Origin of the sequence: Streptomyces sp. NBC_01012 (genome assembly GCF_045162755.1) — a bacterium.
GTDB lineage: Bacteria > Actinomycetota > Actinomycetes > Streptomycetales > Streptomycetaceae > Streptomyces.
This window is the reverse complement of record NZ_CP108688.1, coordinates 5,686,511-5,704,715: the sequence shown is the minus strand read 5'-3', so window position 1 is coordinate 5,704,715 and position 18,205 is coordinate 5,686,511. Positions and strand designations below refer to the sequence as shown.

At 70.3% G+C, this 18,205-nt stretch carries 21 protein-coding genes, 1 other RNA gene and 2 pseudogenes; 11 read left to right on the top strand and 13 right to left on the bottom strand.

Annotation, left to right across the window (positions count from 1 at the left end; translation table 11 throughout):
* Nucleotides 1–68 precede the first annotated feature (68 nt).
* From OG623_RS25625 to OG623_RS25605, 5 genes are read right to left on the bottom strand one after another with little or no spacing between them, the layout of a single operon-like run.
* Nucleotides 69–1,325, bottom strand: a complete 1,257-nt coding sequence (locus OG623_RS25625; RefSeq protein ID WP_406149583.1) for a cytochrome P450 — start codon at nucleotides 1,323–1,325, stop codon at nucleotides 69–71.
* Nucleotides 1,322–1,930, bottom strand: a complete 609-nt coding sequence (locus tag OG623_RS25620) for a GTP-binding protein (RefSeq protein WP_406149582.1) — start codon at nucleotides 1,928–1,930, stop codon at nucleotides 1,322–1,324. The genes OG623_RS25625 and OG623_RS25620 overlap by 4 nt, the downstream gene beginning before the upstream one ends.
* Nucleotides 1,911–2,282, bottom strand: a complete 372-nt coding sequence (locus OG623_RS25615; protein WP_406149581.1) for a DUF742 domain-containing protein — start codon at nucleotides 2,280–2,282, stop codon at nucleotides 1,911–1,913. Before OG623_RS25615 ends, OG623_RS25620 begins: the two co-directional genes overlap by 20 nt.
* On the bottom strand, nucleotides 2,279–2,689 hold the full coding sequence (locus tag OG623_RS25610; RefSeq protein ID WP_362896505.1) for a roadblock/LC7 domain-containing protein: 411 nt from the start codon (nucleotides 2,687–2,689) through the stop codon (nucleotides 2,279–2,281). Before OG623_RS25610 ends, OG623_RS25615 begins: the two co-directional genes overlap by 4 nt.
* 5 nt (nucleotides 2,690–2,694) lie before the next feature.
* Nucleotides 2,695–4,389, bottom strand: coding sequence for an ATP-binding protein (locus OG623_RS25605; RefSeq protein WP_406149580.1), 1,695 nt, complete (start codon nucleotides 4,387–4,389; stop codon nucleotides 2,695–2,697).
* 453 nt (nucleotides 4,390–4,842) lie between these two features.
* On the opposite strand from OG623_RS25605, the gene OG623_RS25600 reads away from it, so the two are divergent.
* Nucleotides 4,843–6,177 carry a ricin-type beta-trefoil lectin domain protein gene (locus OG623_RS25600; RefSeq protein WP_406149579.1) on the top strand — a complete coding sequence of 445 codons (1,335 nt, stop codon included), beginning with the start codon at nucleotides 4,843–4,845 and terminating at the stop codon, nucleotides 6,175–6,177.
* Between the two features lie 61 nt (nucleotides 6,178–6,238).
* Here the strand turns inward: OG623_RS25600 and OG623_RS25595 are convergent, their stop codons facing one another.
* Nucleotides 6,239–6,817 carry a TetR/AcrR family transcriptional regulator gene (locus tag OG623_RS25595; protein ID WP_406149578.1) on the bottom strand — a complete coding sequence of 193 codons (579 nt, stop codon included), beginning with the start codon at nucleotides 6,815–6,817 and terminating at the stop codon, nucleotides 6,239–6,241.
* Nucleotides 6,818–6,906: 89 nt separating this feature from the next.
* Between OG623_RS25595 and OG623_RS25590 the strand changes: the two genes are divergently transcribed.
* Together OG623_RS25590 and OG623_RS25585 are read left to right on the top strand one after the other, a co-directional pair.
* Nucleotides 6,907–7,350, top strand: coding sequence for an anthrone oxygenase family protein (locus tag OG623_RS25590; protein WP_406149576.1), 444 nt, complete (start codon nucleotides 6,907–6,909; stop codon nucleotides 7,348–7,350).
* Between the two features lie 172 nt (nucleotides 7,351–7,522).
* Nucleotides 7,523–7,954 carry a hypothetical protein gene (locus tag OG623_RS25585; RefSeq protein ID WP_406149575.1) on the top strand — a complete coding sequence of 144 codons (432 nt, stop codon included), beginning with the start codon at nucleotides 7,523–7,525 and terminating at the stop codon, nucleotides 7,952–7,954.
* A 16-nt stretch (nucleotides 7,955–7,970) separates the two neighbouring features.
* Here the strand turns inward: OG623_RS25585 and OG623_RS25580 are convergent, their stop codons facing one another.
* From OG623_RS25580 to OG623_RS25570, 3 genes are all read right to left on the bottom strand, one after another.
* Nucleotides 7,971–8,540, bottom strand: coding sequence for an alcohol dehydrogenase catalytic domain-containing protein (locus OG623_RS25580; RefSeq protein WP_406149574.1), 570 nt, complete (start codon nucleotides 8,538–8,540; stop codon nucleotides 7,971–7,973).
* Complete coding sequence (locus tag OG623_RS25575) at nucleotides 8,509–9,342, bottom strand: NAD-dependent epimerase/dehydratase family protein (RefSeq protein WP_406149573.1); 834 nt, start codon at nucleotides 9,340–9,342, stop codon at nucleotides 8,509–8,511. The genes OG623_RS25580 and OG623_RS25575 overlap by 32 nt, the downstream gene beginning before the upstream one ends.
* A 69-nt stretch (nucleotides 9,343–9,411) precedes the next feature.
* Nucleotides 9,412–10,185 carry an SDR family oxidoreductase gene (locus OG623_RS25570; RefSeq protein WP_406149572.1) on the bottom strand — a complete coding sequence of 258 codons (774 nt, stop codon included), beginning with the start codon at nucleotides 10,183–10,185 and terminating at the stop codon, nucleotides 9,412–9,414.
* Nucleotides 10,186–10,282: 97 nt separating this feature from the next.
* On the opposite strand from OG623_RS25570, the gene sigJ reads away from it, so the two are divergent.
* The gene (gene sigJ / locus OG623_RS25565; protein WP_406149571.1) at nucleotides 10,283–11,191 is read left to right on the top strand and encodes an RNA polymerase sigma factor SigJ; all 909 of its coding nucleotides are present in this window, start codon (nucleotides 10,283–10,285) and stop codon (nucleotides 11,189–11,191) included.
* 95 nt (nucleotides 11,192–11,286) lie between these two features.
* Here the strand turns inward: sigJ and OG623_RS25560 are convergent, their stop codons facing one another.
* The 3 genes and pseudogenes from OG623_RS25560 to OG623_RS25550 all read right to left on the bottom strand — a co-directional run.
* The gene (locus OG623_RS25560; RefSeq protein WP_406149570.1) at nucleotides 11,287–11,640 is read right to left on the bottom strand and encodes a hypothetical protein; all 354 of its coding nucleotides are present in this window, start codon (nucleotides 11,638–11,640) and stop codon (nucleotides 11,287–11,289) included.
* 16 nt (nucleotides 11,641–11,656) lie between these two features.
* A complete protein-coding gene (locus OG623_RS25555) occupies nucleotides 11,657–12,643 on the bottom strand; it encodes a transcriptional regulator (RefSeq protein ID WP_406152006.1) in 987 nt (328 codons plus the stop codon).
* 96 nt (nucleotides 12,644–12,739) lie between these two features.
* A pseudogene (locus OG623_RS25550) lies at nucleotides 12,740–12,907 on the bottom strand (helix-turn-helix domain-containing protein); the annotation flags it as partial.
* Nucleotides 12,908–13,090: 183 nt separating this feature from the next.
* On the opposite strand from OG623_RS25550, the gene OG623_RS25545 reads away from it, so the two are divergent.
* The 5 genes and pseudogenes from OG623_RS25545 (at nucleotide 13,091) to tgmC (ending at nucleotide 15,929) form a co-directional block, all read left to right on the top strand.
* A complete protein-coding gene (locus OG623_RS25545) occupies nucleotides 13,091–13,258 on the top strand; it encodes a hypothetical protein (RefSeq protein WP_406149569.1) in 168 nt (55 codons plus the stop codon).
* Nucleotides 13,255–13,464 (top strand): hypothetical protein, encoded by a 210-nt coding sequence (locus OG623_RS25540; protein WP_406149568.1) that lies wholly within the window; start codon nucleotides 13,255–13,257, stop codon nucleotides 13,462–13,464. Before OG623_RS25545 ends, OG623_RS25540 begins: the two co-directional genes overlap by 4 nt.
* Before the next feature lie 79 nt (nucleotides 13,465–13,543).
* A complete protein-coding gene (tgmA, locus tag OG623_RS25535) occupies nucleotides 13,544–13,804 on the top strand; it encodes a putative ATP-grasp-modified RiPP (RefSeq protein WP_406149566.1) in 261 nt (86 codons plus the stop codon).
* Between the two features lie 5 nt (nucleotides 13,805–13,809).
* Entirely contained in the window at nucleotides 13,810–14,769 is a 960-nt protein-coding gene (gene tgmB, locus OG623_RS25530) for an ATP-grasp ribosomal peptide maturase (RefSeq protein WP_406152005.1), read from the top strand.
* Nucleotides 14,766–15,929, top strand: a pseudogene (tgmC, locus tag OG623_RS25525) (ATP-grasp peptide maturase system methyltransferase). Before tgmB ends, tgmC begins: the two are co-directional and overlap by 4 nt.
* Before the next feature lie 126 nt (nucleotides 15,930–16,055).
* On the opposite strand, the gene rnpB reads toward tgmC, so the two are convergent.
* Nucleotides 16,056–16,455: RNase P RNA component class A (gene rnpB, locus OG623_RS25520), an RNA gene on the bottom strand.
* Between the two features lie 156 nt (nucleotides 16,456–16,611).
* Here rnpB and yaaA point away from each other — a divergent pair.
* Nucleotides 16,612–17,412 carry a peroxide stress protein YaaA gene (yaaA, locus tag OG623_RS25515; protein WP_406149564.1) on the top strand — a complete coding sequence of 267 codons (801 nt, stop codon included), beginning with the start codon at nucleotides 16,612–16,614 and terminating at the stop codon, nucleotides 17,410–17,412.
* A 78-nt stretch (nucleotides 17,413–17,490) separates the two neighbouring features.
* Entirely contained in the window at nucleotides 17,491–18,150 is a 660-nt protein-coding gene (locus OG623_RS25510; RefSeq protein ID WP_406149563.1) for a bifunctional 4-hydroxy-2-oxoglutarate aldolase/2-dehydro-3-deoxy-phosphogluconate aldolase, read from the top strand.
* Nucleotides 18,151–18,205: the final 55 nt, after the last annotated feature.

Sequence of the window (18,205 nt, the reverse complement as noted above, 5' to 3'; positions counted from 1 at the left end):
AGGGATCCGGCCGGGCGGCGCCGGTGCTTTCGCAGCACGCCCTGACGACGGGAATTGTCAGACAGCCCCTAGTGGGCGGTGAACTCCACCGGCAGGGCGTCCAGACGCGCTTCCCAGGTGGAGGCGGTCGCGGTGAGCTCGTCGGCGGGTACGGACAGCCGCAGGCCCGCCAGCCGGTGCAGCAGGGTGTCGACGGCCGTCTCGATGATGGCCTGGCCGAGACCCTGGGCGGGGCATTCGTGCGGTCCGCCGCTGAACGCCAGGTGCGACTGGTTGCCGTGTACGGAGACACCCGAGTCCGGGCGGATGTCCGGGTCGAGGTTGCCCGCGGCGAGCCCGAGCACCAGCAGGTCGCCCTCCTTGATCTGCGTACCGCCCAGCTCAAGGTCCGCGGTGGCGAAGCGCCCCGGGAGGACCGCCAGCGGCGGGGTGTTCCACATGACCTCCTCGACGACCTCCGAGACGGCCCGCTGCCCGCTGACGAGTCCCGTGAGACGGGAGACGTCGGTGAGGATCAGTTCAAGCACCCGGGCCAGCAGATTGCTGGTCGTGGTGTGCGCGGTGATCAGCACCAGACGCAGATGGCTGACGATCTCGCTCTCGTCGAGTCCGGCCGCGTGCGCGAGCAGCCCGGTGGTGAAGTCGGGCCCCGGCTCGGCGCGCTTGCGCTCGGCGAGCTCCTCGAGGATCCGCATGATGCGGTCGTTGTGTTCGAGGGCGTCGGCGCCGCCCTTGAGCACCTGGGCACAGGAGACCGCGAGGCTGCGCCCCTCGGCCGCCGGGAGCCCGAACATCCTCGTCAGCACCAGCATCGGCAGGTACTCGGCGTACTCACCCACCAGGTCGGCGCTGCCCCTGTCGGCGAAGGCGTCGATCTGCTTGTTGGCGAAGTGCGTGACATGGCGCCGGATCCCGCGCCCCGCCAGGGTGTCCAGGTTGTCGGTGACGGCCCTGCGCAGCCTGCGGTGCGGCTCACCGTCCTGGGACACGCAGTCGGGCCGCCAGCCGAGCATCTGGATCAGCGGCGACGCGTCCTCGACGCCTCCGTCCTTCCAGTCCCGCCAGATGCGCGAGTCCCGGCTGAACTGGAGGGGGTTGTCGAGCACCCGCCGGCTCTCCCGGTAGCCGAGGACCAGCCAGGCGCGTACGTCCCCCTCGAGGAGAACCGGCGCCACGGCCCCGTGTTCCTTGCGCAGCCGTCCGTAGATGCCCTGCGGGTCGATCGCCGCCTCCGGCCCGTACAGCCGGGTCAGGTCGCTGTCACCGCCGTGCATGACGGGGCAGCCGCGGGCGGCGCCCGCCTCGTTGGCAGGGTGGTCGGTCATCGGGGCTCCAGAGCGACGGCCGAGCGTGCCTTGAGGTGCCGTATCAGCGCGATCAGCACGTCACGGCTCGAAGTACGGTCACGGGCGTCGCAGGTCACGACCGGGGTGTGCTCGGGGATGTCCAGGGCGTCGCGTATCTCCTCGACCGGATGGTCCACGGAGTCGGGGAACACGTTCAGCGCGATGACGAAGGGCACGTCCTGCCGCTCCATCTCCTCGATGGCCCGGAAGCTGGACGCCAGCCGGCGGGTGTCCACCAGGACCACCGCCCCGAGCGCACCCTTGAACAGACCGTTCCACAGGAACCAGAAGCGTTCCTGCCCGGGTGTCCCGAACAGGTAGAGCACCAGCTCCTCGTTGATGCCGATCTTGCCGAAGTCGAGGCTGACGGTGGTCTCGTGCTTGTCCGCCACCCCGATCAGGTCGTCGACGTCCACGCTGGCCTGGGTCAGCGTCTCCTCGGTGGTGAGCGGCTTGATGTCGCTGACCGAACGGACCAGGGTGGTTTTCCCGGTACCGAAACCGCCGGCGATCATCACCTTCACCGAGCGGGCGGCCCCTCCGGCGGTCTGCCGGTCGGGATGGTCAAAGCCTTTGAAGTCCACTGAGTACCTCCTCAAGGAGCGCGAGGTCGGGCCCGCGGCCGGCGTCCGAGGCCGGAATGGGGTCGCGGGCGTCGACGCGGCCCGCGTCCAGCAGATCGGCCAGGAGCACCGCGAGTATGTTGAAGGGCAGTCCGAGGTGGGCGCCGAGTTCGGCGACCGACAACGGATCGCGGCAGCGCCGCAGAATCTCCTCGTGCTCGTGCTGCAGGCCGGGCACGGCTGCGGCACGGGAGATGATGAGGGTCGCCACGTCCAGGGTCGACGCCGCACCACCCGGTCCGCTGCGCCCCCCGGTGAGGACGTAGTAGCGCTCGAGACCGGGTGGGTCCGTGGGCCGGCGGGGACCGCTCATCCAGGGTGCTCCTCCAGGCGCGGGCTGGTGCCGAGGAGCTCACCCATCCTCCGCGCCAGGTCCCTCATCTGGTGGCCGAGCAGGCCCTGGTCGAGCCCCTCCCTGGCGAGCACGCCGAGGTAGGTCTCCACCCCGGCCCGCACCACGAAGAGATGGCCGCCGTCGACCTCGATCATCGCCAGGCGGAGCTGCCCCGCGTACGTGGGGAATTGCTCGGCCACCGGCTGTGCGAGCGCCTGCAGCCCCGCGACCACGGCGGCGAAGCGGTCCACGTCGTCGGGGTCGTCGGCGCCGTAGGAGGTGATGGCCTTGCCGTCACTGGAGGCCACGAGCGCGAAGCGGATCTCCCGGATGCTCTCCGTGAGGTCCCGGAGCGCCCAGCTCACATCGGTTCCCTGTTGCGTCATCTGGACTAGTCGCTCTCTTCAGTGCGGTTGGACCTGCCTGCAGTCGTCTCGCGGTCGCCGGGGGCGGCGTCCGCGGTACCCGTCCCCGGTGGGGCGCTGGCCGTGGCGAAGGCGGCGAGACCGGTGAACGACGCGTCCGGCGGCACGGCGGCCACGGACTCCGCGGTCCGGTCGGCGGCGGGCTGCCTCGCGGTCCGCTCGCCGGCCCGCCTGCTCCTGCGCCGGGGCAGGCCACCGGGTGTGGTGTCTTCGGTCTCGGCGGCTCCGCCGGCTCCGGTGGGTCCGCTGGCTTCGACGGGTTCGATGGCTCGGGTGCTTTCCACGGGCGCCGCGGCCGCGGCCGGCACGGCCTGTTCCACTGCGGGCCCGGCCGGCTCGGTCGCGGGGACGGGCAGATGGCTGAAGTACTTGTGGGGAACCACCACGACCACGGAGGTGCCGAGCCACGGCGAGTCGGCGAAGGTGACCCGGATGCCGTAGCGGCGTGCCAGCACACCCACCACACGCAGGCCCAGGTTGGCGTCCTCGGAGATGCCGCCGAGACCGGGGCCCTTCGATGTGCCCGCGATGGACTGCTCCGCCTCGCGCTTGCGCTCGTCGCTCAGGCCCTTGCCCGCGTCCTGGATCTCGATGCCCACACCGTTGGGCACCTCCTTGCCGGAGACGACCACGGGCTCGGTGGGCGGCGAGTAGCGTGCCGCGTTGTCCAGGAGGTGGGCGAAGATCAGGGTGAGGTGGTCCACCAGACCGCCGTCGACCCCGAGTTCGGGGAGGTGACGCACCTGGATGCGGTTGAAGTCCTTGATGCGTCCGATGCCGCCGCGGACCACGCTGAGCAGCCGCTGCGGTTCCTGCCACTGGCGTCCGGGCCGGTCCGACCCGCCGAGTACGCCGATGCTCGCGGCGAGACAGTCGGCGGGGCCGATCTCCTGGTCGAGCTCCATGAGGCCCCGGGCCACCGCGGGCAGCCGCCCGTGTTCGCCCTGCATCTCGTGGAGCCGGCCGCGCAGCCGGCCGGTCAGCACATGGATCCGGCTGCCGATGCCGACCACGGCCTGTTCGGCCGATGTGGAGCGGTTCAGCTCCTCCTCGACACCCAGCAGCGCGGTCCGCAGGACCCTGCGCAGTGCGGCGCGCAGCTCAGGACTCGCGTCGTTCTCCCGGGGGGCCTCCGCCAGGACGTCGTCGATGGCCTCGCCCTCCCGGAGCCGCTGGACGGCTTCGGGGAGGTAGCTGTCGCCGAGCCTGACGACGGCGGCCTGCTGGAGTTCGAGCCGCTCCTGTGCGGTGCGGTCCCGGTCGGCGAGGGCGGCCTCGTACGCCTGGGTCTGCTCGGCGAGCCGGGCGTCGAAGGTGGTCGCCTGCCGTCCGAGCTGTGCCTCCAGGTCGGCGCGCTCGGCTGCGAATCTCTGCTCCCGGCCCTGTACGTCGGCGTACCGCTGCTGGGAGTGTTCGGTCTGGGCGGACCGGAAGGCGGCGTCCGCCCGGCGGAGCTGGGACCGGGTGCGCACGAGGAGCCGTACACAGACCGCACCGGCGACGGTGACCGCGGTGCCCGCGAACGTCGCGGGTATCTGGACCTGGTCGGGCCCCGCCACCGCGGTGACGACGGTTCCCGCTCCCAGGGCCAGTGGCATCAGCCACCAGCCGTACCAGGCGACCGGTGCACGTGCCGCCGGGGGTGGAGTGGCAAGTTCCATCTGCATCCTTCGAGAGCAACACATTCGAACAGGGGGGATTGCGCAACGCCGCACGCGCCCGGGGTCGGCACGGCGGCGGCCGAGTGAGTTCGAGTCAACTCGCCGCGCCGCAAGGGAGCCTATCGGGTTACGGACACAAGTGATCAACTCCCCTCCGCATGCCGGAGATATTCGATCAAGGTGTGGCCGGAACCCGACGGCTGGCGCATTCCGGCACACCGGAGAGACATCGCTCCCAGGTGCGAACTCCCCGATGCGTGGCCGGATCCACTCCCGGCGGGAAAACGCCGAATGGCCGGAAAGGATCTCCGCCGCGATGCGAAGATCTCTCGGATCCCGGCCACGAGGGCAGGCGGCGGGGGAAGAAGGGGCAGGTCATCGACGCCCCTTCGGACGGCCGGTATGCCCCCCTGCCTCCTGACGCGGCGGCAGGAACGGTTCTATCGTCGGCTGGTGAGCCTATGGACTTCTTTGGAACCCACGTCGGCCACGGTGGATCCGGGTAGCAGCACAACCGTCCAGCTGCGGATACGGAACACCGCCGACGTCGTCGACGAATACCGCTTCGAGCCCGTAGGTGACATCGCACCCTGGATGACCGTGGAGCCGCAGACGGTCCGGCTGTATCCGGGTACGACCACGACGGTGGCGCTGACCTTCGCACCACCCCGCACACCCGACGCGGCGGCAGGCCCGAATCCGTACGCGGTACGGATCACGCCGACGGAGCACCCTGACGCCACCACGGCCCCCGAGGGCAACCTCACGATCACCCCGTTCACCGAGCTCAGGGCCGAGCTGGTCCCGCCGACGGTCAAGGGGCGATTCCGGGCCAAGCCCAAGCTGGCCGTCGACAACCTCGGGAACACCAAGCTCACCGCCTCGCTGAGCGGGAGCGACAACGGCGACAACATCACGTACGAGATCCGCCCCGGCAACATCCAGATCGAGCCGGGCCGGGCCGCGTTCGTCGACGCGACACTGAAGCCACGGCAGATCATCTGGTTCGGGTCCAAGGAGCAGCGGCCCTACACCCTGGCGGTCCAGCGGTCGGGCTCGGAGCCCGTCGGTGTGGACGGCACCTATGTACAGCGCGGGTTCCTGCCGGGCTGGCTCGTCACCGCGCTGGGCGTGCTGATGGCCCTCGCCATCACCTTCGTCATCCTCTGGATCGCGTACAAACCGGCCGTGAAGAGCCTCGCCACGGAGAAGGCGAACGAGGCCGTGAGCACTCTGCAGCCCTCCGCCCCGCCCACGGCCGAGGAGAAGCCGCCCGCGGAACCCGCGAAGACCCCGGATCCCGAGACCACGCCGGAGGGCGCCGCGACACAGGAGCCCGCCGACGGCGGTGGTGGCGGCTCGGAGTCCGAGGAGCCGGCGGCCCCGGCACCGGGATCCCACATCATCGGCCGGCCCGCCAACCTCTGCGTCGAGGCCACGGGTCAGGTCAACGGCAAGGCCAGGGACGGCACGCACCTGACGGTCCAGAAGTGCAAGGAGAACGGCAACCAGAAGTGGGAGTTCATCGAGGGTGACCGCACGGTGCGCTCGCTCGGCCTGTGCATGGATGTGGCCTGGGGCTCCAAGGAGGACGGCGCCGTGATCCAGCTCGCCCGGTGCAGCGGCAACCCCGCCCAGGAGTTCGTGTTGAGCGAGGCCGGGGACCTGGTCAACCCGCAGGCGGACAAGTGCGTGGACGCGATGGAGGACGGCAAGGCCGAGAAGGCCGAACTGCGGCTGTGGACATGCTCGGGAAAGCCCGACCAGAAGTGGCGGCTCGAAGGCTGAGCCACAGGTGGGGCCGCAGCAGGCGGGCCCCGGTGCCCGCCCCGCCCGTCACGGAGCGGTGTCAGAACACCGCCAGCCGGTCCACCAGGAGCTCCACCCTCCGCTCGGCGTCCTCCGGCAGCAGCCGTCCTGCCGGGGTCAGGGTGGCCAGGCCGTGCAGGGCCGCCCAGAACACCTCGGTGAACAGGCCTGGTTCGACACCGTCCCCCGCGACCTCGCCGAGGCTCTCCAGCAGAGCGGCGAAGGCGTCCTTCAGGGGCGCCGGGGTCTCCTCGCGCGCGAACATCAGGCCACCGTCGAGCCGGAACATGGCGTCGTAGACCGCAGGGTGACGCTCGGCGAAGTCGAGATAGGCATGGGCGAGGGCGGTGACCCTGGCCCGGGGGCCGTCCACGGCGGAGGTCGCCGCCCGCACCGCGACCGCCAGCTCGGAGGCACCTTCGAGAGCGACGGCACCGATGATCTCGCGCTTACCCCGAAAGTGGCTGTAGAGGACGGGCTGGCTGTACTCGATGCGCTCGGCGAGCCGGCGGGTGGTGACCGCGTCCCACCCCTGCTGCTCGGCGAGCTGCCGGGCCGTCGTCACGATGAGGCGCTCACGGTCCGCCCGTTCGCGCTGCTTGCGTTCCTGTACCGACATGATTCGATCCTAGCACCGCTAGACAATCGAGCGTAAGCAGGTCTAGCATCGGCCTCATCACCTAGCGGCGCTAGATCCCAGGAGGGGTCATGCTCAACGCACTTGAGGTCTTCACCACCGTGATCGTCGGGCTGATGGTGGGGGTGGAGTTCTCCGTCGCCTTCGTCATGAACCCGATATTCAACGGACTGCCCGAGGAGAGCGCCGTACGGGCCCGCGCCCACGGAGGCCGGATGCTCGGCGCCGTGATGCCGTTCTGGTACATCGGCTCACTCGTCCTGAGCGCGATCTGGGCCGTCGCCGGACGGGAGCACGGCACCGGCCCGGTCGTCATCGGCGCCGCGCTGCTGGTCCTGAGCGTGATCATGTCGCTCCTGCTGCTGGTCCCGATCAACAACAGGGGCAAGACATGGACCCCGGAGACGCGGCCCGCCGACTGGAAGGAGCAGATGAACCGCTGGGACCGCTTCCACTACGTCCGCGTCGCGATCATCATCAGCGCCTTCGCCCTGCTGGTCACCGCCCTCGTCTGAGTCCGCCGGGCACCTCACAATTCGGCCCGCCGTCCCGTCGATGAACCGCTGGGACCGCTTCCACTACGTCCGCGTCGCGATCATCATCAGCGCCTTCGCCCTGCTGGTCACCGCCCTCGTCTGAGTCCGCCGGGCACCTCACAATTCGGCCCGCCGTCCCGTCGTAGTGGGTATGAGCATCACTCTTCGCCGCGCACTGCTGGCCCTGCTGGCCCTCGTCGGCCTCTACACCGGGGGCTGGGCCTATGTCGCGCCCGCGCACTGGTACGCGCACTTCCCCGGCTTCGGATTCAGCTGGCTGCCGCAGCTCGGTCCGTACAACATGCATCTCGCCAAGGACGACGGCGCCATGTTCCTCGCGCTGGCAGCCCTCGCCCTGCTCACCATCCGCTACGCACGTCACACGCTGATCGTCCAGCTCACCGCTACGGCCTGGCTCGTCTTCAACGTGCTCCACTGCGTCTACCACCTGCAACATCTGCACGTGTACGACACCGTCGACAAGGTCCTCAACGTCCTGCTCCTCGGCCTGCTGGTGCTGATCACCGCCGCCCTCTTCATCCCGGTGCGGCCGGCGGACGGCACCGGCCGCACCAGGCGCTGACTCCCCGCCGAGCGGCTCAGGGCCGCACGACGATACGGCCCTTGGGGCGGTCGGCACCCCGGGCCGCCTGGAGCTGGTGGGCCCGGGCGGCCTCGTCGAGCGACAGCGTCGCACCGATGCGGGAACGCAGCTGCCCGGCGGCCAGCAGCCGGTTGATCAGTGCCGCGGCCTCGTCGAGGTCACGGACCGAGGCGTTGCTGATCGCGAAGCCGTCGTCCGGGAGCCGGTACAGGCGCTCCACCGGTACGGACGCCCACTGGGCGAAGGACCCCTGGCGGCCGTCGTGCCCCAGACTGTTGGACCAGACGCGGTCGCCGGGCCGAAACCCGCTGACGTCAGGACCCGTGGCGGTGACGGTGCCCGCCAGGTCCCTGCCGATGATGAACGGGAACGGTGTCTCGGTGCGGTAGGCGCCGGAGCGTACGAACGTGTCGACGTGGTTGACGGCGAGGGCGTCGACGCGCACGAGGACATCGGCCGGACCGGGCACCGGCACGGGCAGGTCACCGATCGTGATGGCGTCGGCGGGCCGTACGCCGTGATGTACGCGGCCCTCATGACCGGGGCAGGCGGGGGAATCCCTCACGCCAGGAGGCGTACTTCGGCACCCAGCCGGCTGCGCGGGCCCTGCCGTTGGACGCCCCGTATCCCGGCGTGGCTCCTTCCGGCAGCTCCGTGACCTGCGGTGTGGGGGCACCGAGGCCGGCGGCGTAGACGGGCAGCCACTCCGTGGCCGGGGCCGGTTCGTCGTCGACGACGTTGTAGGTGCCGTCGGGCCAGTCGATCGCCCGCACGGTCGCGTCGACCACGTCGTCGATGTGGACGAACGAGGTGACCGCGGGGGTGGCCGGCACGAGACCGGCGGCGACCGCGCCGGCCACCCGCTCGCCGGGCGCGTACCAGGTGCCGGGTCCGTAGAGCATGCCGTAGCGCAGGACGGTCGCGTGCGGCATCCGGCGGACCGAGCCCTCCATGGCCGCCACGGCCGAGTCCGGCTCGACCGGGTCGTCCTCGACGGCCGGGGCGTCGCCGGGGACATACGCCCAGGCGATGCTCTGGACCATCATGCGACCCACGTCGGCGGCCTGCGCGGCAGCGACGAGGTTCGCCGTCCCCACGCGCCGGAGCCGCGCGTTGGCCTCGGTGTCGAAGTCACCCAGATCTGTCAGCTGGTGCAGGACGAGGTCGGGCCGGGCCTCATGGACGACCGCCGCCAGGCGCGGGGCGTCGTAGACGTCGACCACGACGCCCCGGGCTCCGCCCTCCCGCAGACGGTCGAGTTTCTCGGTTCGACGGGTCGTCGCGACGACGTCGTGGCCCGCCTCCGTGAGTACCGGTACGAGTCGGCTTCCGATGACGCCGGATCCGCCGGCGAGGAAGATGCGCATGGTCACTCTTTCGTTCCGTCAGTCGTTGAATCGAGGGGTGTCGAGCAGCGTGGAGGGGCGCTGAGCAGGTCAGCCGGCCTGTCCGGTCAGCCACGCGTCGAAGGTCTGCCGGCCGAGACGCGTACCGGGCCCCGGAAGGAGCGATCCGTCCCGCATGCCGCGGCCCCAGGCGCCCGGGAGGGGCACTTCGACGACCGGCCGGCGCTGTCCGGTCGCCGCGAGAAAGCGCCGGACCAGGTCCGACATCCGCTCCTCCCGCGGTCCGGCGAGATCGGGCTCGATGCCGCGGGGGTCGCCTGCGGCGATCGCGACGAGCTCGGCAGCGACCTCGGCCGCTGCCACCGGCTGCGCCCGCATCTTCGGCACCACCTGCAGCGGACCGGCCTTCCCGTGCCCGACGAGTTGCTTCGCGAACTCATGGAACTGGGTCGTTCGCAGGAGCGACCAGCCACCGCCACAGCTCGTGGTCAGGATCTCCTCCTGGGCGGCCTTGCCTGCGTAGTAGTTCGCGGCGACCTTCGCGGCGCCGATGATCGAGATGGCCACATGGTGCGGCACCCCCGCCTCGCGCTCCGCCGCCAGCAGATTCCGGGTGACGGTGGTGAAGAAGCTGACGGACCCCTTCGTCGATGTGCTGCCGGTCGCCGAGGCGTCGATGACCGCCGACGCCCCGCGCAGGGCTTCCGTGAGGCCCGAGCCGGTCATCAGGTCGGTGCCGGAGGCCCGGCTGAGCGGCACGGGCTCGTGCCCGGCGGCACGAACCGCGTCCACGACATGACTGCCCAGCGTGCCGGTCGCGCCCGCGACGACGATCTTCATCGCCGGTCGAGATTCTGTGTTCATACCTTCTCGACCTCGCGGGCGACCCGAATGTGAGGTTCGGTCTCACAATTCCCCCCGCCGCATCGTCAGACTGTGGGGACGGGCGAAGGGAAACGTGATGAAACAGGTCGAACGTGACGCACCGTACGCGGAGGTGCTCGGCGAGCGACGCCACCTGCTCTCGCTGGCGTTCCGGATGCTCGGGACCGTCGCCGAGGCGGAGGACGCGGTCCAGGAGACGTACATCCGCTGGTACCGGCTGAGCGAGGAGGAGCGTGACGCGATCGAGGTCCCGCGGGCCTGGCTGACCCGTGTGGCCGGCCGTGTCTGTCTCAGCGTCCTGGCGTCCGCGCGCCGACGGCACGAGTTCTACGTCGGCCAGTGGCTGCCGGAGCCGGTCCCCGCGTACGCCTTCCCGGCGGGCGGGCTCACCGCCGACGACCCGCTCGAACACGCCACCCTCGACGAGTCCGTGAGCACAGCCCTGCTCGTCGTTCTCGAGTCCATGACACCCGCCGAGCGCGTCGCGTTCGTGCTGCACGATGTGTTCGCGATGCCGTTCGGCGAGATCTCCGAAGTGGTCGGGCGCACTCCGGCCGCATGTCGCCAGCTCGCCACGTCCGCCCGCCGTCGGGTGCGGCAGAGCCGGGCGCGGCGGGCTTCCCGCGCCGAACACGACGAGATCGTCAGGGCGTTCGCCGCCGCGGCACGGACGGGCGACCTCTCCGGCCTCATCGCCGTCCTCGACCCGAGGGTCGTGCTGCGCTCCGACGGCGGCGGCGTGGTGACAGCCGCACGGAACCCCGTCCTCGGCGCGGAAAAGGTCGCACGGTTCCTGCTCGGGGCGCTCAGGAAGAACCCGGAGGCCACGGTCCTGGAGCAGGAGACGCCGGACGGGCTCGGGTTCGCCCTGTGGGTCGAGGGCCGCATCATCGGTGTCGTCACGCTCGAAGAGGCCTCAGGACTGGTGACCCACGTCCGGATGATGATGAACCCGCACAAGCTGACCCTGTGGAACGCCCCCTGACCATCGGGATGGCGCTTCCGTGGCTACTTTGATGGCTACGCAACAGCACGTCCCCGTCCGGAGCGGCCCGGACGGGGACGTCGTCGATCCTGAGGTCAGACGGTCTGCTCGATACGTTCGAAGATGTCCGTGTCCGTCTCCTGCTGCCAGGCCGGCAGGTCGTCCCAGTCTGCGACGTATCCGGGCTTCGGGTCCTCGAAGTGCCGGAACATCTGGGCGGTCCAGCAGATCGCGACGAACCGGCCCTTCTGCTCGCGGGTGAGCCGGGCCGCATGTCCGCCGCTGACCTCGATGAAGCCGCGCACCTGCCCGCACACAGCGGCGGCCGCTTCGCGCTCCCACTCCGGCGTCTCGTCCCACGGCGTGACGTAGCCGGGCTTCGGCTCGCCGGGATAGTGCTTGTTCACACCCTCGATCCACGCCTCGCGGAAGATCCGGCCGTCGTTCATACGCCTGTCCCTCTCGTCATGCGGTGCGCGGAAGCGCCGCGATTCGGTGATCAAGAGTCGAGACTCGGTCATCGGACATGAGCGGGGCAAGACGCCCGCGAAGCACGTCCAGCTTCTTGCCGATGAATCCCGAATCCGACCGGTCGGCCAGTCCGAGTGCTTGCTCCGCGTAGTACACGACCTGGTCGATGTCCCGTCTGTGCGCCCCCAGCACGGCGAGGTCGCTCAGAACAGCAGCGCGGCGACGCAGGGACAGAGGCTGGGCAAGGGCTACGGCGAGCGCTTCCTCAGCGAGATCAGGGCGGCCCAGTTGGAGGTAGCAGGCTCCTCTCTCCTCGGCCAGGCGGGAGCCGTCGAAGCGGAGCCAGCCGCCGTTGTGGGAGTGAGCACCGTCAAGGGCTTGCACTTTCTCGGCTTCATCCAGAGCCCGGTTGCACGCGTCGAGATCACCCACGGCCGCGTGCGCCTGCGCCAGGACGGCCGCGACCCAGTGACGGGTGGAAAGAGCGTCGTCGCCCCTCCGGGCGATACGGAAAGCTGCCGCGAGCAGGGGTTGGGCCGCGTGCGCGCGGCGCGCGTACAGCTCGACGTACGCGTGGCGGGTCATGGCACAGGCCCACAGGTCGTGGTCGCCACCGGCATGGGCCGCGTTGGCGGCCAGTGTGTAGCACTGCGCGGCGTCGGTGTACCGGTTGGCGTCGAAGAACAGCTCACCCACGAGTTGGTAGAGGTCGGCCGTCATCCGACACAACCGGGAGCGATCCACAGCGGTACGGGTCTCAGCCAGTCCCTTCGCCATCACATCGAGCTGCGCGCGCACCGCGGGGAAGACGACCTGCTTGGAGTCCGACAGCGCGTAGACCTGCCAGAGGCTGCGATGGAGGGCGCCCCCCGTCTCCAAGAGCGTCGACGCTGCCCGCCCCCGGGCGGCCTCACCGGAATCGGGAAGAGCGACCAGGGCACCCGTAACGGCGAGCAGGCCAAGGACTTCGCGGCGCTTCATATCATCACCATGGAGGAGGGGCGGATCAGCGGAGAGCCCGGCTGTCTCGGTCGGCTGTCCGTCGGAGAGAAGGGCTTCAAGGCCGGGGAGGGTCACTCCCAACAGTCCGGCAATATGCGGCCGTTGGCGGGGGCGCGGGGTAGCGCGACCACCTTCCCAACGGACCACGGTGGACGTGGCCACCGAGAGCGCTTCTGCGAATTCCTCCTGAGAGTAGCCCCGGGCCGCACGCCGTTCCGCAAAGTGTTTCCGTCTCGACGTCATAGGTCTCCCCTCACAAGAACCCTTTCACGCACTCATGCCCGCCACGCGCCAACGCCCGGAAAACGCCCAGGCATTGCGCGAGCTTCGCTCTGGGAGAAGGTAACGGATCGTCGTTCACTGGTCACACACCGCTCGGACGGCGAAGGGCCCTCCGGGCGACTCCCCACAGAGAGGAGCGATCGCGTGACGGCCTCCGGACTGCCCCGCAGGAACCCCGCCGCCAATGGCCGTACGTACACGCCACCGGAGCCCTGGCCGGGTGCGCCGAGCCGGGCTCTGCGGGTACGGGCGGCCGGCGGTTGGGAGAGGTTCATGCGCCGCGCCGAGGCCCGGCAGGAGCCACAGGAGTGAACCCGGTCGGTTCTTCCGACGGCTACGAGCACCACCCGCTCCTGGACACCCGTGTCCGTGGCATCGCCTCACGTGGGGAGGGCGTGCTCGTCGCCGTCACACATGAGCTCCACAGCCACGGCACGGTCCGCATTGCGCACGTCCGACCCGCGTCCGGAGTCGAGTGGGCGACCGCGGCCGACAGCATCCAGGCCGCTCACCCCTGAGCCGCCGCCCACAGATCGCCGTCCGTGCCCTCTGGCGCAGGCGGTTTTCCGCACCACACCCTTCAGCCCAAGGAGTCTCATGACCACCTCTGCCGCACTCCCTCCCCCCACGCGGCCGTGGGGTACGAGCCGACTCGCGCCCTACCCGACGGTCATCCGTCGACCCCACGCCACGGTCGCCGTCGACCCCACGACGCAGCTCGGGGTGTTCCGCGACCGCGTCGGGCAGGTGGTCGAAATGGGCAAGCACGGCACCAGCTCCGGGACCGAGACCTCCACGACGACGAACTCGGACTCCAAGAACGACCAGGGCCACGACCAGGACAGCAATCAGGACTGATGGCCATGACCGAGGAGAGGCCGGTTCTGGTGGTCACCGAGGCGGACGACATCACCGCCGACATGGTGATCACCGAACTCAACCGGCGCGATGTACCGGTGGTCCGGTTCAATCCCGCCGACATCGGTGAGGACCTCATGGTCTCGGCTCGGTTCGGCACCTGCCCGGCCCCTGTGGTCGGACAGGTGCGCACTCCGTCGAGAACCGCTGATGTGGCTCAAGTCCGATCGGTGTACTGGCGCCGTCCGGAATGGCCTACGTTTCCCCACCTGTCCGCTGACGACTCACGATTCGCGGCGGCGCAGGTCCGCTACGGACTCGGTGGCACCCTCTACGCCCTGGGTGGCCCGCTCTGGGTCAACCACCCCCTGCGCATTGCCGCAGCCGACTACAAACCCGCCCAGCTCGTTCTCGCCCAGCAACTCGGCTTCACCATCCCGCCCACCCTTGTCACCAACGACCCGGACGAGGCCCGCGAGTTCGTCCACTCTCAGGGGCAGGCAATCTTCAAGACGCTGCGATGGACCCCCTATGGGCGAGAGAGCGTACCGGTGACCGGCTGGGCGGACCCGGTCACCGCCGCCGAGATCGACGAAAGCGTCCGGGTCACCCCACACTTGTTCCAGGCTCGTGTGGACAAGGTCGCCGATGTCCGCGTGCTGATCGCCGGTCGGCATGGATTCGCCGTACGCATCGACTCCGACCTCCTGGACTGGCGCAAGGACTACAGCGCCCTGACCTACACCGTGGAGCACCTTCCCGACCGGTTGGCCAAGGGCCTGCATGCCTACCTGAACCGACTGGATCTGGTATCGGGGAGCTTCGACCTCGCGGTCGACCGCGAGGGGGACTACTGGTGGCTGGAACTGAATCCCAACGGACAGTGGGGGTGGTTGGAGACCGAGACCGGCCTCCCGATGTCCACAGCCTTCGCCGACCTACTCGTGCAAGGAGACGGCCGATGACCGACCCGGCATCCGAACGACGTCGCATGGCGACCGTGCTCATGAGCGAAGGTGTACTGAAATCCCCCTGGCTGCGTGCGGCCGTCGAGGTCGTCCCCCGTGAGCGGTTCCTCCGCCCGGGAGTCTTCCTGGACCAGGGGCGGGCCTGGCGGCCCGTCACCGCCACCGACACGGACCCGGACGAGTGGCTGAAGATCGCGTACAGCGTCGACACCCTCACCACCCAGCTCGACGGCCACCTCACCGCCGACCAGGCCGACGAACCCGTCGTGGGTGTGCCCACGTCCTCCTCGACCGACCCGGCCACCGTCGTCGGCATGATCGAGACCCTGGACCTCGCGGTGGGCCACCGAGTCCTGGAGATCGGCACGGGCACCGGCTACTCCACCGCCCTGATGTGCCATTACCTCGGCGAGGACAACGTCACCACGGTCGAGGTCGACGCACAGGTGGCCGCACGCGCCGATGCCGCTCTCGAAGCCGCCGGCTTCTCGACGTGGACAGTGACGGGCGACGGGCTCCTGGGCCACCCGTACCGGGCACCGTACGACCGGGTCGTCGCCACCTGCGCGGTCCGCCGCATCCCGTACGCGTGGATCAGGCAGACGAGGCCCGGAAGCGTCGTCCTCGGGACGGTCGGCTCGTGGCCGTGGGGAACCGGCCTCGCGAAACTGACTGTCGGCGATGACGGCACCGCCGAGGGCTCGATCGTCGGGCGCTCCTCCTTCATGCAGGCGCGGGCCCAGGCAGTGACCCCCGTGGCCGGCGATCTCTCCGCCCGGACCGCGTACGTGGACGGTGAGCGGCGTGCTCAGGTGTCTCCTCTTGTCCTGGAGGAGTAGATGCCCGCCTTCCTGGCGCAGTTGGCGGCGCCCGGCGCTCAGTTCGTCTGCGCGACGGACGGTGACGGGTCGCCCTTACGGTACCTGTTCGATCCGGAGAGGGAGTCGTTCGCCGAGTTCCTCGTCGACGACGAGAACTGGACCGTCCGCCAGGGCGGCCCGGTGGCCCTGTGGGACCACGTGGAACGTTCCCTCGTCGCCTGGCGGGACGCCGGGGCACCGGGGATCGACTCCGTACGGCTCCGCGTGACGCAGGCGTCCCACCTGTACCGGGTCGACCAGGCCCCCTCCCTGAGCTGGGAACACCGGATCACCTGAGCCACTGCGCTCCGGCCACCTTCGTAGCGGTGAGGTTCGGACCGGTACGAACAAGGGTGAGGCGACACCCACGATTCCACGAGAAAAAACCCTGACCTGCGATACGCAGGTCAGAAGCCTGGAGGGCAGACGAGTCGGGCTGTACGCCGGGTTCTGTCGCCCGGTCGCCTCGCGGCGGCCGGGGAGACGGCCATCCATCTAGGACCGGCATTGCTGCCGGTCTCGTGCGGTCTACCCGCGAACTCGGGCGGGCAGCCCTCGGACGTTCGCGCAGGAGCACCTGGGCGCTCCCTCTTGACCTTGCTCCGGGTGGGGTTTACCTAGCCGCCTGAGTCGCCTCAGGCGCTGGTGGTCTCTTACACCACCGTTTCACCCTTACCGAGGACCGAGGTCCCCGGCGGTCTGTTTTCTGTGGCACTGTCCCGCGGGTCACCCCGGGTGGCCGTTAGCCATCACCCTGCCCTGTGGAGCCCGGACGTTCCTCGGGAGGATCCGAGGATCCTCACGCGGCCGTCCGCCCGGCTCGTCTGCCGTGGTGACCATGTTACCCGGGCGGCCCTGGACCTCCCGCCAGGGCAGGGGCTGCCGACCGTCGGGCCGGGGGCGTCGCCCGGCCCGTACCCTTGCCAGGGGTCCCATGCACTCGGGGGCCTGTGCCGCGTATGTGTGAAGGAGACGTCCCGTGCTCGTGCTGTTGCCGCCCTCCGAAGGTAAGGCCGCCTCGGGGCGCGGGGCACCGCTGAAGCCGGAGTCCCTGTCCCTGCCCGGCCTCGCAGGGGCACGGGCCGCGATCGTCGACGAGCTGGTCGAGCTGTGCCTGGCGGACGAGGAGAAGGCTCGTGTGGTGCTCGGCCTGAGCGAGGGGCTGCGGGGCGAGATCGCGAAGAACGCGGAGCTGCGCACGGCCGGGACCCGGCCCGCCGGGGAGATCTACACCGGTGTGCTGTACGACGCGCTCGGTCTGGCCACGCTGGACGCGGCGGCCAAGCGGCGGGCCGCGAAGTCGCTGCTGGCCTTTTCCGGGCTGTGGGGTGCCGTGCGGGTGGGTGACCGCATCCCGTCGTACCGCTGCTCGATGGGCGTGAAGCTGCCTGGGCTCGGCGCGCTGGGCGCGTACTGGCGCGTCCCCATGGCCTCGGTCATGCCGGAGGCGGCCGGGGACCAACTGGTCCTGGATCTGCGCTCGTCCGCGTACACCGGTGCGTGGAAGCCGTCGGGCGAGGTCGCGGAGCGTACGGCGAGCGTGCGGGTGCTCCAGTCCCGGATGGTCGACGGGGTGGAGAAGAGGTCCGTGGTCAGCCACTTCAACAAGGCGACGAAGGGCCGCATGGTCCGCGACCTGCTGCTGGCCGGGGCCGACCCGAAGGACCCGGCGCAGCTGATGGAGGTGCTGCGCGACCTCGGTCATGTGGTGGAGGGACAGGCTCCGGGGCGGGCCGGGCGGCCCTGGGCGCTCGATGTGGTCGTCACCGAGGTCCACTGACCCACACCCCGCACGAAGGTGTTGCATCATGCGCAACGCTCGTTGCGTATTGTGCTGCGCTCCCGGCAGGATGAGTCCATGACCTCCTCCGTGCCCGCCGCCGCGCCCTCTTCCGCCTCCGCTTCCGTGCTGGACCTCGCTCCCGTCATCCCCGTCGTCGTGCTGGAGGACGCGGCCGACGCGGTGCCGTTGGCGCGCGCGCTCGTCGCGGGCGGGCTGCCCGCGATCGAGGTCACGCTGCGCACGGCCGCCGCCCTCGACGCGATCCGGGCCATGGCCGCCGAGGTACCCGAGGCGGTGGTGGGCGCCGGCACGGTGATCTCGCCCGCACATGTGACCGCGACCGTCGCTGCGGGAGCGCGCTTCCTGGTCAGCCCCGGCTGGACGGACACCCTGCTGGACGCGATGAAGGCGTCGGGCGTGCCGTTCCTGCCGGGCGTCTCCACGACGTCCGAGGTGGTCGCGCTGCTGGAGCGCGGGGTCGACGAGATGAAGTTCTTCCCGGCCGAGGCCGCGGGCGGCACCGCCTATCTGAAGGCCCTGGCCTCCCCGCTCCCGCAGGCCCGCTTCTGCCCGACGGGCGGCATCTCGCTCGCCTCCGCTCCGTCCTATCTGGCCCTGCCCAACGTCGGCTGTGTGGGCGGCAGTTGGATGGTGCCGGGGGACGCGGTGGCGGCCAAGGACTGGGCGCGCGTGGAACGGCTGGCCGCCGAGGCGTCGGCGCTGGGCCGCGTCTGAGGTCTGGCCGCCCGGGGCCCGGGGTCCTGGCTGCCCGGGGCTCTGGCCTTCCGGG